This is a genomic window from Acinetobacter sp. ANC 5045 (assembly GCF_004331005.1).
Lineage (GTDB): Bacteria > Pseudomonadota > Gammaproteobacteria > Pseudomonadales > Moraxellaceae > Acinetobacter > Acinetobacter towneri.
In genome coordinates this window covers 67,185-81,674 of sequence record NZ_SJNS01000003.1, presented here as the reverse complement: position 1 = coordinate 81,674, position 14,490 = coordinate 67,185, and the positions used below count along the sequence as shown (strand labels likewise).

At 40.6% G+C, this 14,490-nt stretch carries 15 protein-coding genes; 8 read left to right on the top strand and 7 right to left on the bottom strand.

Translation table 11 applies throughout. The features are described 5' to 3' along the window. The first annotated feature begins 245 nt into the window (after positions 1-245). Both E0H79_RS04325 and E0H79_RS04320 read left to right on the top strand, forming a co-directional pair. Positions 246-950 carry a LuxR C-terminal-related transcriptional regulator gene (locus E0H79_RS04325; protein ID WP_131260917.1) on the top strand — a complete coding sequence of 235 codons (705 nt, stop codon included), beginning with the start codon at positions 246-248 and terminating at the stop codon, positions 948-950. Continuing rightward, entirely contained in the window at positions 947-2,857 is a 1,911-nt protein-coding gene (locus E0H79_RS04320) for an ATP-binding protein (RefSeq protein ID WP_131260915.1), read from the top strand. The genes E0H79_RS04325 and E0H79_RS04320 overlap by 4 nt, the downstream gene beginning before the upstream one ends. Positions 2,858-2,890: 33 nt before the next feature. Here the strand turns inward: E0H79_RS04320 and E0H79_RS04315 are convergent, their stop codons facing one another. The 3 genes from E0H79_RS04315 to E0H79_RS04305 all read right to left on the bottom strand — a co-directional run bounded on the left by E0H79_RS04315 (position 2,891) and on the right by E0H79_RS04305 (position 5,162). Further along, complete coding sequence (locus tag E0H79_RS04315; RefSeq protein WP_131260913.1) at positions 2,891-4,057, bottom strand: cupin domain-containing protein; 1,167 nt, start codon at positions 4,055-4,057, stop codon at positions 2,891-2,893. Between the two features lie 120 nt (positions 4,058-4,177). Then, positions 4,178-4,771 carry a Maf family protein gene (locus E0H79_RS04310; RefSeq protein ID WP_131261004.1) on the bottom strand — a complete coding sequence of 198 codons (594 nt, stop codon included), beginning with the start codon at positions 4,769-4,771 and terminating at the stop codon, positions 4,178-4,180. Between the two features lie 7 nt (positions 4,772-4,778). Then, the gene (locus E0H79_RS04305) at positions 4,779-5,162 is read right to left on the bottom strand and encodes a DUF2237 family protein (RefSeq protein WP_004973294.1); all 384 of its coding nucleotides are present in this window, start codon (positions 5,160-5,162) and stop codon (positions 4,779-4,781) included. Positions 5,163-5,301: 139 nt separating this feature from the next. Between E0H79_RS04305 and E0H79_RS04300 the strand changes: the two genes are divergently transcribed. The 4 genes from E0H79_RS04300 to E0H79_RS04285 all read left to right on the top strand — a co-directional run bounded on the left by E0H79_RS04300 (position 5,302) and on the right by E0H79_RS04285 (position 9,042). Then, positions 5,302-6,489, top strand: a complete 1,188-nt coding sequence (locus E0H79_RS04300) for a phosphoglycerate kinase (RefSeq protein WP_004973295.1) — start codon at positions 5,302-5,304, stop codon at positions 6,487-6,489. 140 nt (positions 6,490-6,629) lie between these two features. Next, entirely contained in the window at positions 6,630-6,902 is a 273-nt protein-coding gene (locus E0H79_RS04295; RefSeq protein ID WP_131260911.1) for a hypothetical protein, read from the top strand. A 138-nt stretch (positions 6,903-7,040) separates the two neighbouring features. Next, the gene (fba, locus tag E0H79_RS04290; RefSeq protein ID WP_131260909.1) at positions 7,041-8,078 is read left to right on the top strand and encodes a class II fructose-bisphosphate aldolase; all 1,038 of its coding nucleotides are present in this window, start codon (positions 7,041-7,043) and stop codon (positions 8,076-8,078) included. A gap of 103 nt (positions 8,079-8,181) precedes the next feature. Then, entirely contained in the window at positions 8,182-9,042 is an 861-nt protein-coding gene (locus E0H79_RS04285) for a DMT family transporter (protein WP_131260907.1), read from the top strand. Here E0H79_RS04285 and E0H79_RS04280 read toward each other — a convergent pair. Together E0H79_RS04280 and nfsB are read right to left on the bottom strand one after the other, a co-directional pair. Further along, complete coding sequence (locus tag E0H79_RS04280) at positions 9,005-9,226, bottom strand: hypothetical protein (protein WP_081402487.1); 222 nt, start codon at positions 9,224-9,226, stop codon at positions 9,005-9,007. The genes E0H79_RS04285 and E0H79_RS04280 overlap by 38 nt on opposite strands. A 115-nt stretch (positions 9,227-9,341) precedes the next feature. After that, positions 9,342-9,995 carry an oxygen-insensitive NAD(P)H nitroreductase gene (gene nfsB, locus E0H79_RS04275; RefSeq protein ID WP_004973304.1) on the bottom strand — a complete coding sequence of 218 codons (654 nt, stop codon included), beginning with the start codon at positions 9,993-9,995 and terminating at the stop codon, positions 9,342-9,344. A gap of 241 nt (positions 9,996-10,236) precedes the next feature. On the opposite strand from nfsB, the gene hpaI reads away from it, so the two are divergent. Beyond that, the gene (hpaI, locus tag E0H79_RS04270) at positions 10,237-11,031 is read left to right on the top strand and encodes a 4-hydroxy-2-oxoheptanedioate aldolase (RefSeq protein WP_131260905.1); all 795 of its coding nucleotides are present in this window, start codon (positions 10,237-10,239) and stop codon (positions 11,029-11,031) included. 87 nt (positions 11,032-11,118) lie between these two features. Here the strand turns inward: hpaI and E0H79_RS04265 are convergent, their stop codons facing one another. Both E0H79_RS04265 and E0H79_RS04260 read right to left on the bottom strand, forming a co-directional pair. Next, positions 11,119-11,838, bottom strand: a complete 720-nt coding sequence (locus E0H79_RS04265) for a UDP-2,3-diacylglucosamine diphosphatase (RefSeq protein ID WP_131260903.1) — start codon at positions 11,836-11,838, stop codon at positions 11,119-11,121. Between the two features lie 117 nt (positions 11,839-11,955). Beyond that, a complete protein-coding gene (locus tag E0H79_RS04260) occupies positions 11,956-12,465 on the bottom strand; it encodes a peptidylprolyl isomerase (RefSeq protein WP_004973310.1) in 510 nt (169 codons plus the stop codon). Between the two features lie 206 nt (positions 12,466-12,671). Between E0H79_RS04260 and E0H79_RS04255 the strand changes: the two genes are divergently transcribed. Next, complete coding sequence (locus E0H79_RS04255) at positions 12,672-14,396, top strand: glutamine--tRNA ligase/YqeY domain fusion protein (RefSeq protein ID WP_131260901.1); 1,725 nt, start codon at positions 12,672-12,674, stop codon at positions 14,394-14,396. Positions 14,397-14,490 lie beyond the last annotated feature (94 nt).

Genomic DNA, 14,490 nt, shown 5'->3' with positions numbered 1-14,490 from the left:
ATTTGCTTTGATGCTGTTCTCGGCATCAAAGCATATTTATGCTGCGCTGCTCATTAAAATGTGAAGCGATTTCTAAAATAAAATAGTACTTCACATTTATTTTTTATTTCATGCTCGAGTTTCATGTTTCAGTGCTATGCTCATGTTTATAAAATAAGCTAAATTTGAAAAACTCCTTAATTCTAGGGATAGTGTTTACATCAAAACGATTGATATATTTACAAGCATAATCAAGGGGATGAATGATGGCAGAAATGGAAGCGATATTACCCGTACCGGTTTTAATTGTTGAAGATGAGCCTATTATTCAGTCACGTCTTAGAAAAATTTTGCATGATATTGGCTATCAAGATGACATGCTATTTTTCGTGAGTCATCTTAAAGCTGCAATGACGTGTATAGAAGATCATCCGATTGCTTTAGCTTTAGTCGATTTAGGCTTGCCCGATGGCAATGGTAAAGAACTAATCGAACAATTACATTTTAGAGATCCAAGCGCATTAATTTTGGTGATTTCTGCATGGAGCACCCAAGACAGCTTATTTTCTGCAATTCAAGCAGGTGCAACAGGCTATGTGCTTAAAGAACGTGATGATGCTGAAATTATTATCGCAATACGCAGCATTTTAAGAGGTGGTGCACCGATAGACCCATTTATCGCCCGTGAAATTTTATCGCAAATTTCACATCAAAAAGTATCCGTGCTGACCGAAGATTTATCAGATCGCGCCGATGCTCAAGCATTCAACTCACATTATGAACAGCTCACCAATCGTGAATTAGAAATTTTAAATCTGGTGGCGCAGGGCTTAAGTAACCGTGAAATTGCTGAGCAATTATTTGTGTCGCGTTATACCGTTGAAAGTCATATTAAACATATCTATCGGAAGTTGTCGGTCACTAAACGCACTAAGGCTGTCAGTACCGCTAGAACTTTAGGTCTTTTATGATTCAAAGGCTTTGGCAGTGTGGTTTGGGCGTGTTGTTATTGTTCTGTGCGTGGCAAAGCTATGCGCAGCAAGTGGTGTACCCAATTAATCAGTACTGCAATGTGCATGTACTTTCAATCAGCTCTGCCAAAACAGCATCACATAATAAAAAACCTGAAACGGGTTGGGAAAATGTTCAACTGCCCGACGTTTGGGATGATCGCTGGAAAAATTATAATGGTGGGGCGTGGTACAAAATAGAGTGGGAGTGGTTTTGTGAGCGTGATCATCGTTTAAATCAACCCATCGTTTTTGCACTGAATTTTTTAAATAGTGCAGGGGCAGTTTATCTGAATCAAGATTTACTTTGGGCAAGTCAACATTTAGAAGAGCCTTTGTCAAAAAACTGGAATATGCCACGTTACTGGATTTTACCTATTTCAGGCTTAAAACAAGGTAAAAATCAAATATTGGTCTATGTAAATGGATATGCATTTCAAAATGCGGGTATAGGAAAAATAAGTTTTAATAATGTGCATAACAATATTGAACAGCACCAGCAAAGTATATGGAATAAACGTACTTTATTTGAAATTAATGCGATTTTATCTGCCACTTTAGGCATTTTATGTTTGGTTATTTGGCTGTTTTTACGCCGTGATCAGAGTTTTGGTTGGTTCGCGTTGAGTTGCATGTTCTGGTTATTATTTATTTCTCATTTTTTAACCACAGAAACCTTTCCATACCCAAGTGTATTGGTGGCATCTCAAGCCAATTTAAGCTTTTTTATCCTCTATGTTTTAGCTTTTAGTCTGTATTTAATTAGGTTTGTCAATCAACGCTTGCCAATATTGGAAGAAAGTATTTTTATTCTGAGTTTAGCGGTAATTGTTTGTGTGTTTTTAACACCCTTAGATTATGTCAAACTGGTATTTTGGATTGTCTTTTTAAGTTATGCCAGTTTACTGGTCGTGGTTTATTTTTATTTGGCGTATTTAGCGTATAAATCCCCAAAAACAGAAGTATATCTGCTGTTATTTTGTTTAACCTTGATTGGCCTTTTCGCGGGTGTAGATGTATTTCGTTTAAGTAACGCGGCAACAGCAAGTTTATATCAGCCATTATCACCGTATACCTCGCCAGTGATTACTATATTTATTGCGATTATTTTAGGCATGCGTCTAAAAAGAAATATTCAAAAAATTGAGAAATTTAATCAAAATTTAGAGCTTAAAGTTTTTGAAGTCAGTGATGATTTAAAACGCAGTATGTCGGAAAAGCATTATTTGGAACTGGAAAATGTGCGTTTGCAAGAACGGATTCATCTATCGCATGATTTGCATGATGGTTTGGGTGCATCTTTGGTACGTTCCATGATTATGGTCGACCAAAGCGAACAGAACATGAGTAATCAGCAGTTCTTATCTATGCTGAAATTACTGCGTGATGATTTACGTCAAATTATTGATAGTGGTTCTTCCATTGGTTCTAAAGTGCCTGAAAATCCTAAAATTGGGGTTGCGCCAGTACGTCATCGTTTTAGTCAATTGATGGATGAAATGGATATTCATTCCAAGTGGGATTTTCCAAATGAATGGGTGATTGAGCCGAATTCGTTACAGTGCTTAACTTTGATGCGGGTATTAGAAGAAAGTTTAACCAATGTGATTAAACACAGCCAAGCCAAGCATGTATCCGTCAGTATGCAATTTGTACCGCCTAAGCAATTGGTACTTAAAATTCAGGATGATGGTGTAGGTTTTGAAGCCAATAGCGTGCTTGAACATGGCATGAGTATTGGGATGCGCAGTATGAAAATGCGTTTAGAACGGGTTGGAGGGCAATTAAAATTAAATTCGACACCTGGCTATACGTTAATTCAGGCAGTTTTAACTTTAGATCCCGCTTATCTAAATTCCCCAAGATGAATTGATCATCTTGAGGGGGCTGAAACGAATATTTTAAGCGTCTTCAGCAGGTAACAACATTAAAATGGATTCATTGAGCAGTTGTACCAAATCTTCCAGAATATCTGCGTCGTAAAGGTTTTCATCGAGCAGCACGCGTTCACCATTGGCAATTTTTTGCAGCGTAGGGATAGATGCTTCTGCGACACAAATCGCTTCACCATTCGCCCAAAATAAAACTTCATCTAGCTGATTTGCATAAAGTAGGCGAGAGGCGGGTTCCAACATGATTTGATAACCCTGATCTAGCGCATCTTCTAAATCGCCTACACCTATTTCATCTACTTCAGGAATATTTTCAGGATATTTCGGTTCAGACATTAAGCTTAAAATCGCATCATCCAACACCGATGAGTTTTGTAAACGCGCCCACAATTCTGCTTTCAGATAATCCAATTCTGTCGCAGTCATTTCGCCAATTTGGGTATTTTTTTTACGAACAAGGTCTTGTAGTGGCGTGCGTAACATTTCATCGGCAGAGAATTTATCGCTCACTCGATCCATCATTTCACTAATATTCGGCATGCGGAAACCGAACGAGAACGTCAGACAATCATCTTCCGCCACGCCATAATGTGCCAAACCCGGTGGCACATAGAGTAAATCGCCAGGTGCAAGAACTTCATCAAAATTGACCTGCATTTCAGGCAATAATTTTAACGGTTGTCCTGCGACAAATTCAGTTTCAGCATCACACATTTGCCCAAGTTGCCAACGACGATGTCCATAGCCTTGTAGCAAAAACACATCGTAGAAATCAAAATGCTGACCTACAGAGCCGCCTTTAGGGGCATAAGACACCATTATGTCATCACGTCGCCATTGCGGAATAAAAGGAAATTTTTTCCAAAGTTCAGCGAGATCAAAAGAGTAATGATCAACGGCTTGTACCAATAGCGTCCACAACTTTGGCATTTTTTGAAAATCAGCCTTAATGAGCGGTGATGATTTCACAGTCCATTGATTTGGATCGCGATCTTTTTGTTTGATTAAACGGGCAGTCACATCTTCTTCAAGTGCCAGTTCCATTACATCACTAGGTTCAAGTAGGTTGGCAATTTCTGGGAGTGCATTGCGTACCAAAAGTGGTTTTTTTTGCCAATATTCACTTAGGAATTGTTCTGCGGTAATTCCGCCCAAAACATCTAAAGGTTGCGACATAAAATAGCCTAAGCAAGTTTTATCAATAATCTCAATATTGTCTGATTTGTCGCTGCAAAGGGCAAGGTGATTTATAGTCTTTATAAATATTCACGGCTGTTAAATTACACAGTTTTAAACTTAAGGAACCTGAATATTCAGCATTCTTAACATGCGGCATAACTGAATCATCGGCAGACCCATCAAAGTAGTTTGGTCATTGCCTTGCATGGCTTCAAACAGACTAATACCTAAACCTTCGCACATAAAACTACCTGCACAATGTAGCGGTTGTTCCTTTGCAACATATCGTGCAATTTCATTGTCGGTTAAGTTGCGGAATTTAACGGTGTAGTGTTCTACAACTGTTTGTTCAAAGCCTTTAGATTGCTGCTGCACACTCAGCGCAGTGCTGAAATAAACCGTTTGACCTGAATTGGCTTGTAATTGTTGTATGGCTTTTTCTGAAGTGAGCGGTTTACCTATAAAAATATCTGGCTGCTGTTCACGCCATGCCACTTGATCTGAACCAATTACAATTGCATCAGGATATTGCTGCGTAATACAGTGTGCTTTTTCAAAAGCCAAGCGTCGCGCCAAATTATCTGCATGCAATTCACCCTGTGCAGATTCATCAATATCAGGTGAAATTGACTTATACGCCAAATGCAGACGATTCATCAATTGCTGACGAGTTTGACTGCCAGACGCTAAAATAATTTCAGGATGTTGCATCAGATCATCACACCGCATAATCCATCAAAATATCTAAAGGCACATAAGACAATACTGACTGATGACAGGCTTGAATTTTAATTGGTGGTGCTTGACCTGCCTGATAGGCTTCAACCCAACGGGTGACGCAAATACACCAGAAATCACCCGGTTGTAAGCCGTTAAAACCAACTTCTGGTACTGGCGTGATTAAATCATTGCCAATTTTTTGCGAGAAATTTAAAAAATCAGAGGTCATTTGTGCACAAACGGTGTGCTGACCTAAATCGGTTGGGGCGGTATGACAAAAACCGTTACGAAAATATCCAGTAATAGGATCAAAGCAACAACTGGCGAGAGATTCGCCCAAAACATTTAAACGATTGATATTTGGATCAGGATGAATAGACATAAGTGCGAGAAAGATGGTGGCTTTTCTCTATCATAATCAAAACTTTTGCTTTAAACAGCAATTCTACAAAAGTTGCTAACCTTTTTCTGCATAATCATTTAAAATCGTGGCGTTTTGATATCAATAAAGTGAGCTATACATGAACTTTCAGCGTATGACTGACCTCGATTTAGCAGGTAAGCGTGTCCTTATTCGTGAAGATTTAAACGTACCTGTTAAAAATGGTGTGATCACCAGCGATGCACGTTTACGTGCGGCATTGCCAACGATTCAAGCTGCTGTTGCCAAAGGTGCAGCAGTGATGGTGTATTCTCACTTAGGTCGTCCTGTTGAAGGTGAGCCAAAAGCTGAACAATCTTTAGCACCTGTAGCTGCGTATTTAACCCAAGCATTAGGTCAAGATGTTCAACTGATCACTGACTATTTAGATGGTGTAGACGTTGCTCCTGGTCAAGTCGTTTTATTGGAAAACTGCCGTTTTAACCACGGTGAAAAGAAAAACAACCCAGAACTTGCCGCTAAATATGCAGCATTGTGTGATGTATTTGTGATGGATGCATTTGGTACCGCGCACCGTGCAGAAGCCTCTACTGAAGGCGTTGCACGTTTAGCACCAGTGGCAGCAGCAGGCCCATTATTGGCTGCGGAATTAGATGCTTTGGGTCGTGCCTTAAAAACACCTGAAAAACCAATGGTGGCGATTGTTGCAGGTTCTAAAGTATCGACTAAGTTAGATGTATTGACTTCATTGTCTGATATTTGCGATCAATTAATTGTAGGCGGTGGTATTGCCAATACTTTCCTTGCTGCAGCAGGCTATAACGTGGGCAAATCATTATGTGAAAATGATTTGATTGACACTGCCAAAGCAATTGCCGCAAAAGTTTCTGTACCACTGCCAACCGATGTTGTAGTTGCAGATGCCGCTGAAATTAATTTTGAAGATTTCTTGGGTTCATTGGCAGCAGCGAAAGCAACTGTGAAAAAAGTTGAAGATGTTGCAGACAACGATATGATTTTAGACGTAGGCCCAGAAACTGCAAAAGCATTTGCTGAAATTTTAAAAACTTCAAAAACAATTCTTTGGAATGGCCCAGTGGGTGTATTTGAAGTTGATCAATTTGGTGAAGGTACGAAAGCACTTTCATTGGCGATTGCAGAATCTGCAGGTTTCTCTATTGCAGGCGGTGGTGACACTTTAGCTGCAATTGACAAGTATGAAGTTGCAGACAAAATCGGCTATATCTCTACAGGTGGAGGTGCATTCCTTGAATTTGTAGAAGGTAAAACCTTACCTGCAGTTGCGGTATTATTAGAACGCGCTTAAATCTAGAAAATTTATCAATAATTTTTAAAAAGGTTGACTTCGGTCAACTTTTTTATATTTATGTCATGCCGTAGTCATCAAAATGTCATAAATATGCAATAAACTGTAGTAAATGAATGACCTAACTGTAGGAAATGACGATGATTCAAAAACTAACACTTGCTGCTTTAATTGCTGCATCTTTAGCCTTGACTGCTTGTGCAAAAAAAGAAAGCGCACCTGCGACTGAAACTGATGCATCTTCTGCAGTTGTAGATAACGCTCAAGTTACACCAGAACAACAAGCTGCAATCGACGCAATTGACCAACCAATCTTGGATGAAGGCAACACCGATATTCCTGAAGACGTTGCAAATGCACCTGCTGACGTTGCGACTGCAGACACAGAAGTTGCTGCTTCTGAAGCGCAATAAGTGCTGAAAAACGACAAATTGTAGTAATTTGTTTAAAAGTCCCTGCTTTTGCAGGGACTTTTTTTTGAAAAAGGCGATTTGTTGCTGAATTGAAACAAATCACAGGGTAGAATAACCAACATTATTTGGGAGGATATTATGGCTCTTATTTCATTGCGCCAGCTCTTGGATCATGCCGGTGAACATGCTTACGGCGTTCCAGCGTTTAACGTCAACAACTTAGAACAAATGCGCGCAATTATGTTAGCCGCAGATGCAACCAATTCACCTGTAATTGTTCAAGCTTCGGCAGGTGCGCGTAAATATGCAGGTGCGCCATTCTTGCGTCACCTGATTTTGGCTGCAATTGAAGAGTGGCCACATATTCCAGTGGTTATGCACCAAGACCATGGTACAAGCCCTGATGTATGTCAGCGTTCGATCCAACTAGGCTTTTCATCAGTAATGATGGATGGTTCTTTGGGTGAAGATGGTAAAACACCAACGTCGTATGAATACAACGTCGAAGTGACGCGTCGTACTGTGCAAATGGCGCATGCGTGTGGTGTATCGGTTGAAGGTGAGATTGGCTGTTTAGGTAGTCTTGAAACAGGTATGGCAGGTGAAGAAGATGGCGTGGGCGCAGAAGGCGTACTTGACCACTCTCAATTGTTAACATCTGTTGAAGAAGCACGTAGCTTCGTTGCAGATACTAATGTGGATGCTTTAGCGATTGCTGTTGGTACTTCGCACGGTGCATACAAGTTTACTCGTCCACCTACAGGCGATATTCTTGCAATTGACCGTATTAAAGAAATTAATGCTGCGTTGCCAAATACACACCTTGTAATGCACGGCTCTAGCTCTGTACCACAAGAATGGTTGGCGGTGATTAACCAATACGGCGGTGACATCAAAGAAACTTATGGTGTACCTGTTGAGCAATTGGTTGAAGCAATTAAGCATGGTGTGCGTAAAATCAACATCGATACAGATTTACGTTTAGCTTCTACTGGTGCAATGCGCCGTATGATGGCAGAACAACCAAGCGAATTTGACCCACGTAAATTCTTCGCAAAAACTGTAGATGCAATGAAACAAATTTGTATAGACCGTTATGAAGCATTTGGTACTGCAGGTAATGCAGACAAAATTCGCCCAATTTCTTTAGAGAAAATGGTTGAACGTTACAAATAATTCTTAATTTAATTAAGAACTCGAAAGCCCACAGTCCTTGTGGGCTTTTTACTGATGAGTCCACAACTTCCAATCAAGAACAAAAACAATCCTCGAGCGTGTCATGGAACTGATTGTAGCCGCAGCCTTTTGTAGTGTACTGGTCTCTATTTTATTAAAAGTCTGCAAAACGCAGGGTTTTAACCCCATGCAGATGATTACATGGAATTATGTCAGTGCCAGTGTGTTGTGTTTTTACTGGTTTAAACCCAACTTGGGCACGATCTCAATCCAACATACGCCGTGGTGGCTCATTATTAGTTTGGGTGTGTTGTTGCCCAGTGTCTTTTTAGCATTAGCAAAATCGTTGGACAGCGCAGGTATTTTAAAAACTGAAATTGCACAGCGTTTGTCAGTGGTTTTGTCTTTAGCAGCCGCTTATTTTATTTTTCAGGAAAATTTTAGCCAACTGAAAATTGTGGGAATTGCGCTTGGGATTATCGCGGTCTTATGCATTTTGTATTCGCATCGTGCTGCAGTGCAGTCTGCTAAAGCGCAACAAGGCATCTTATATTTGAGCTGTGTTTGGCTGGGTTATGCACTGATTGATGTTTTGCTTAAATACAGCACAGGTTTAGGACTGCAATTTGCAGTTGCGCTGAATTTGATGTTTGTATGTGCTTTTGTTTTGGCGATGGCTTATATCTTAATCCGCGATAAAAGCATGGGCAGTATGCAAAATATCAGTGCAGGTTTAATTTTGGGTGCACTGAATTTTGCCAATATTGCCTTGTATGTCAAAGCTCACATGCTGCTCAAAGACAGCCCTGCAGTGGTATTTGCAGGGATGAATATTTTAGTGGTGCTATTTGGCGTGATCAGTGGAGTATTGTTCTTTAAAGAAAAGCTGAAAAGCACGACCACTATTGGGCTAGGCTTGGCATTGCTTAGTGTGCTTTGCCTCGCTTATGCCATGACGGTTTAAGATAACTCAACATAAAGCGAAAAGGATGTCGCAATAAATCTGCAGTTTCTGCAAGACCATGCAGCATTGTGGTTCTATCGCAGATCGGGCAGCGCAGGGTTGGATAGCTTGGTTTGGCTTGATATAAATACAGTTTTTTACAACGTCGGCATTCTAGTTTTAGCGGCATTAAATTGAGCATCATACACCTCATTTTTATTTTTGATAGAGATTGAGTACAGATTGCAAATATAGATAAAGCAAAATTCAGACCAAAAAATAGGGACAAATTTTGTCCCTAGTGTTATCGCATGTTTGTTTTACAGTTGCGTGAAAATCTCGCGTTTATCAAGGCGTGATTTTGGCAGTTTGGCATTAAAATCTTGTTCACTACGATAGCCTAAACACAATAAAACCGAAGGAATCAGTCCTTGCTCAGTTAGTTGCAGTTCTTGAGTTAAAATTGCTTCATCAAAACCACCAATTGGCGTTGCGTCAATTCCTTCAATGCCTGCAGCCAAAAGCATTTGTCCGAGTGCAATAAAGGTTTGATTTTCTGCCCAACGCTGAATATCGCCTTTTTCATTGCGGTAGTAATCGACATAACCTGTGCGGCTGTCTTTCTGACCTTGTTTAGCGGCTTCATCTTTAAAGCGTCCACTAGCAGCATCCTGATTAAGCAGGTTTTCTAAATGTAATTCGCTAATGTCAGCTTTGGTGCAAAATAAAATGGTATGCGAAGCATCTAAAACTTTAGGGGCGTTATAGGCGTACTTTCCAACTAAAGCTTTAGCAATACGTTGTTTGGCTTCAGGGCGATCTGCAATAAAAAAATGCCACGGCTGAATATTAATGGAAGATGGTGCTAAACGCAGAATTTCTAATAAACGCTCAAATTGTTCTGCAGGAATAGTGCGACTCGCATCATAGGCTTTGGTCGTATAACGAGTTTGTGCAACGTTGAGCAAATCCATGAATCATCTCCATTTAAAGACTATATTTGGGGCAGGTGTGCGCCAAAAGCTTAACATGCCTCGCTATGCTAACGGAATGAATCCATGTGCTATTTATGCGGTTAAGATGAGATGAGCACGACATAAACATCTTTAAACTTAGTGTTAAATTCAATCATGCAAGACGTTTTCACTATTGGTTGTTTATAGCAAATAGGCGTTAAATATAAACTTGAGCATGGTGCATCCCAAAGGTGTATGGATGGAATATATCAATTATTTTAAGCGTAAATTAAAAACTCAGCAGCAAATTGGCTTATGGGTAGGTTTAGCAGATGCGTATGGCACTGAAATTGCCGCCAATGCAGGCTATGACTGGCTTTTAATTGATGGGGAACATGCACCAAGTGATTTAAGAACCACTTTGTCACAATTACAAAGTATTGCGGCTTATCCCTCTCAAGCGGTGGTGCGCCCGCCGATTGGCAGTGTGCAACTCATTAAACAACTGTTGGATATTGGCGTACAAACTTTGCTGATTCCTATGGTTGAAAGCGTTGAACACGCTGAGTTGATGGTCAAAGCGGTACGTTATCCACCTGAAGGTATTCGCGGCGTAGGCGCAGCTTTAGCACGTGCAACTCGCTGGAACAGTATTCCAAATTATTACGCGACAGCGCATGAAAATATTTGTTTGCTCATTCAAATTGAATCGGTCACAGGTTTAGAAAATCTGGATGCTATTTTACAAGTCGATGGGATTGATGGGGCGTTTATTGGTGCGGTGGATTTATCTGCCACGATGGGTTATGAAGGCAATCCGAACCATCCAGAAGTACAAGCCGCTGTGGTCGATGCGATTCAACGGATTCGTGCAGCAGGCAAAGCAGCAGGGATTTTATCGACCCAACATGAAGTGACACAAAAGTATTTGGATTTAGGCACAGAATTTGTGGCAGTTGGGGTAGATACCAGTGTGTTGATGACTTCGCTGCGTGAGTTGTTGGCTAAATATAAAGCTGATGCCGAAGTGATTAAAACGGAAGGTGGGTATTAATCTGCTAACTAAGTAGATTTTAGTTTGGTGTACCTGACGAAGTACCTTTAGCGTTGTATCCATTATTTTTATGTAAAGATGTTGGGCTTAATAGTTCCAGCTGCTCAGTTGCCAAGTTGCTAAGGCTTGATTTGGTTCAACTACTAAAATTTGTGCAGCATCTGCGCGCCAATCGCCTAATACAATTCTAGGTTTGCCGTGTTCATTGTGAATATTTGGACGATGCGTATGCCCATGAATTAACACATCTGCATGCTGCAAGGCTTGTGACACAGCATCTGCATTTACGTCCATGACGTCATAACTTTTGACTTGATTGGCTTGCTGACTTTTTTTGCGGAAACCTTGTGCAAGTTTTTGCCGAAAAGCCAAAGGTGTTTTCTTTAAAATCCCTAAAATGATGGGATTGCGAATGATTTTACGGAATTTTTGATAGGACACATCATCGGTACACAGTGCATCGCCATGTTCTAAACGTACCTGTTGAGAACCAATATGCAGCGTGTACACATCGGGCAGGAGTTGTCCTGAAAACTGATCTAAAAATTTCTGACCCAAAGCGAAATCACGATTGCCGACAATAAAGTAAATTTGATTACCTGCTTGGCTAAATTGCTTTAAACGTGCAACAACTTCATCGAGCCACGCTGCGGTGTAATCATCGCCAATCCATGCATTAAACCAGTCGCCTAAAATATACAGTTGGGTGTTTTTATTTTGATAAGCGTCTAGCAAATCTAAAAACCCCCGAACAAGTCGAGGGTGATTTGGTGACAAGTGTAAATCTGCGATAAACAGATAGGTCACGAATTATTCCTTGGAATCTCCCGAAATCCCTCTTTTAAAAGAGGGATTTCTCCTCCCTAAACGAATTTTAAAGCAGTACTTTAAAATGATGTGCGTAAGCGAGGTCGGGTAAGATTCTTATTCAGCAATGATTTTTGCAGATTCAATCACCACATTTTCTAGTGGAACATCTGCGTGATAACCACGGTTGCCAGTACGCACGCCTTTAATTGCATCTACAACGTCCATACCTTCAACAACTTTACCAAACACGGCATAACCCCAACCTTGTGCAGTTTTGCCTGTGTGGTTTAAGAAAGAGTTATTTTTTACGTTAATGAAGAACTGTGCAGAAGCAGAGTGAGGTGCTTGGGTACGTGCCATTGCAATTGTACCAACATCGTTGCTTAAGCCGTTGTCTGCTTCGTTTTCAATCGCATCACGTGTTGCTTTTTCTTTGAAGTTTTCATCCATGCCACCGCCTTGGATCATGAAACCATCAATAACACGGTGGAAAATTACGCCGTCATAAAAACCATCACGAACGTATTCTAAGAAGTTAGCAACTGTAATTGGTGCTTTTTCAGCGTTCAATTCTAAAACAATACGACCTTTATTGGTGTTTAATTCGACTTGAGGAAAACTCATTGTGTAATCTCCTAAACATGGACACGAATGCCATGGGTTTTTTGGTTGAGAGAAGCATAAGCAAACTGTAAACTACAAGGCAAGTAAAAACGTTATTTTCTTTGTTAAAAACAAGGAAAAGCGTTCTAATGGGTGACGTATGCTTCACTACTGAAGTTTCTGTAACCTAGTTTATCCAATTTTATTTTAGAAGTGATTTTATTGCTATGAAGCCAAATGATGTTGTTGCATCTCTGCCAAACACCCCGACACCAAGTTCAAATGCCTCTGTCGATGCTGTGCAGCAAGAACAACAGCCGGGCTTAGACTTTATACGTCAAGTCATTACCGATGATATTGCGGCGGGTCGCACTCAGCAGGTGGTGACACGTTTTCCACCTGAGCCGAATGGTTATTTGCATATTGGTCACGTGAAAGCAATTTGCTTGAACTTTGGCATCGCACAAGAATATCAAGGGGTGTGTAACTTACGTTTTGATGACACCAACCCAGATGCAGAAGAACAAGAATATGTTGATGGTATTGCCAATGACGTGAAATGGCTGGGTTTTGAGTGGAATGGCGAACCACGCTATGCATCAAGCTATTTCGATCAATTATATACATGGGCAATTCAGCTGATCGAACAAGGCGATGCTTATGTCGATTTGCAAACCCCTGATGAGATTAAGCTCAATCGTGGTTCTTTTGTAGAGCCGGGTAAAAATTCGCCATATCGTGATACGCCAGTAGCAGAAAACTTGGCTTTATTTGAAAAAATGCGCAATGGTGAATTAGGCGAAGGTCAGGCAGTACTCCGTGCCAAAATTGATATGGCTTCACCAAACGTACACATGCGTGATCCGATTTTGTATCGTGTTTTACATTCATCGCATCACCAAACGGGCGATAAATGGAAAATGTACCCAATGTATGATTATGCGCATCCATTATCAGATGCCATTGAAGGCATTACTCATTCACTATGTACTTTAGAATTCCAAGACCATCGTCCATTCTATGATTGGGTGGTGGAAAAGGTGAAATCCGAGGCTGTGCCGCGTCAGTATGAATCTAGCCGTTTGAATATTGATTACACCATCACATCTAAGCGTAAATTGCGTAAATTGGTTGAAGGCGGTTTTGTGAATGGTTGGGATGACCCACGTATGCCAACAGTGGTAGGTATGCGTCGTCGTGGCTTTACACCAGAAGGTTTGCGTGATTTCTGTAAGCGTGTAGGTGTGTCTAAGTCGGATGGTATTGTGGATGTGGCAATGCTTGAATATTGCATCCGTCAGTCATTGGAAAATACTGCAGCACGTGGTATGGCGGTGTTAAATCCACTTAAAGTGACTTTGACTAACTTGCCAGAAGCATTAGATTTGGTCCATGCACGTCATCCAAATGTAGATATGGGTGAACGTATCATTCCGCTGACTTCTGAAATTTACATTGACCGTAAAGACTTTGAAGAAGTGCCGCCTAAAGGCTTTAAGCGTTTAGTGCCTGAAGGAGAAGTACGTTTACGTCATGCTTATGTAATCAAGTGTGATGAAGTGATTAAAGATGCTAACGGCGAAGTCATTGAGCTGAAATGTTCAATTGACCCTGAAACTTTGGGCAAAAACCCAGAAGGTCGTAAAGTAAAAGGCGTGATTCACTGGGTCTCTGCAAGTAAAGGCGTTGCGGCAGAAGTTCGCTTATATGATCGCTTATTTACCGAATCTGACCCAGAAGTGGGCGATGATTTCTTGGCGAATCTAAACCCTGAATCATTGACGGTGGTACAAGCCATTGTTGAACCTGCATTGGCAAAAGCACAACCTGAAGATCGTTTCCAATTTGAACGAGAAGGTTATTTTGTTGCAGATCAATACGACCATACAGCAGAGAAACCTGTGTTTAACCGTATTTTAGACTTAAAAGACAGCTTTAAGCCGGGTAAGTAAAATCTTATTTAGGTTTTAGCTTGTAATATAAAAGCCCAATTTGATCAATTCAGGTTGGGCTTTTGATTTTGTCTTTAAAATATTTTATAAGATA

Coding starts and splice junctions, on each gene's coding strand:
- E0H79_RS04325 (WP_131260917.1), top strand. CDS start 246: ATGGCAGAAATGGAAGCGATATTACCCGTACCGGTTTTAATTGTTGAA.
- E0H79_RS04320 (WP_131260915.1), top strand. CDS start 947: ATGATTCAAAGGCTTTGGCAGTGTGGTTTGGGCGTGTTGTTATTGTTC.
- E0H79_RS04315 (WP_131260913.1), bottom strand. CDS start 4,057: ATGTCGCAACCTTTAGATGTTTTGGGCGGAATTACCGCAGAACAATTC.
- E0H79_RS04310 (WP_131261004.1), bottom strand. CDS start 4,771: ATGCAACATCCTGAAATTATTTTAGCGTCTGGCAGTCAAACTCGTCAG.
- E0H79_RS04305 (WP_004973294.1), bottom strand. CDS start 5,162: ATGTCTATTCATCCTGATCCAAATATCAATCGTTTAAATGTTTTGGGC.
- E0H79_RS04300 (WP_004973295.1), top strand. CDS start 5,302: ATGAACTTTCAGCGTATGACTGACCTCGATTTAGCAGGTAAGCGTGTC.
- E0H79_RS04295 (WP_131260911.1), top strand. CDS start 6,630: ATGATTCAAAAACTAACACTTGCTGCTTTAATTGCTGCATCTTTAGCC.
- fba (WP_131260909.1), top strand. CDS start 7,041: ATGGCTCTTATTTCATTGCGCCAGCTCTTGGATCATGCCGGTGAACAT.
- E0H79_RS04285 (WP_131260907.1), top strand. CDS start 8,182: ATGGAACTGATTGTAGCCGCAGCCTTTTGTAGTGTACTGGTCTCTATT.
- E0H79_RS04280 (WP_081402487.1), bottom strand. CDS start 9,226: ATGATGCTCAATTTAATGCCGCTAAAACTAGAATGCCGACGTTGTAAA.
- nfsB (WP_004973304.1), bottom strand. CDS start 9,995: ATGGATTTGCTCAACGTTGCACAAACTCGTTATACGACCAAAGCCTAT.
- hpaI (WP_131260905.1), top strand. CDS start 10,237: ATGGAATATATCAATTATTTTAAGCGTAAATTAAAAACTCAGCAGCAA.
- E0H79_RS04260 (WP_004973310.1), bottom strand. CDS start 12,465: ATGAGTTTTCCTCAAGTCGAATTAAACACCAATAAAGGTCGTATTGTT.
- E0H79_RS04255 (WP_131260901.1), top strand. CDS start 12,672: ATGAAGCCAAATGATGTTGTTGCATCTCTGCCAAACACCCCGACACCA.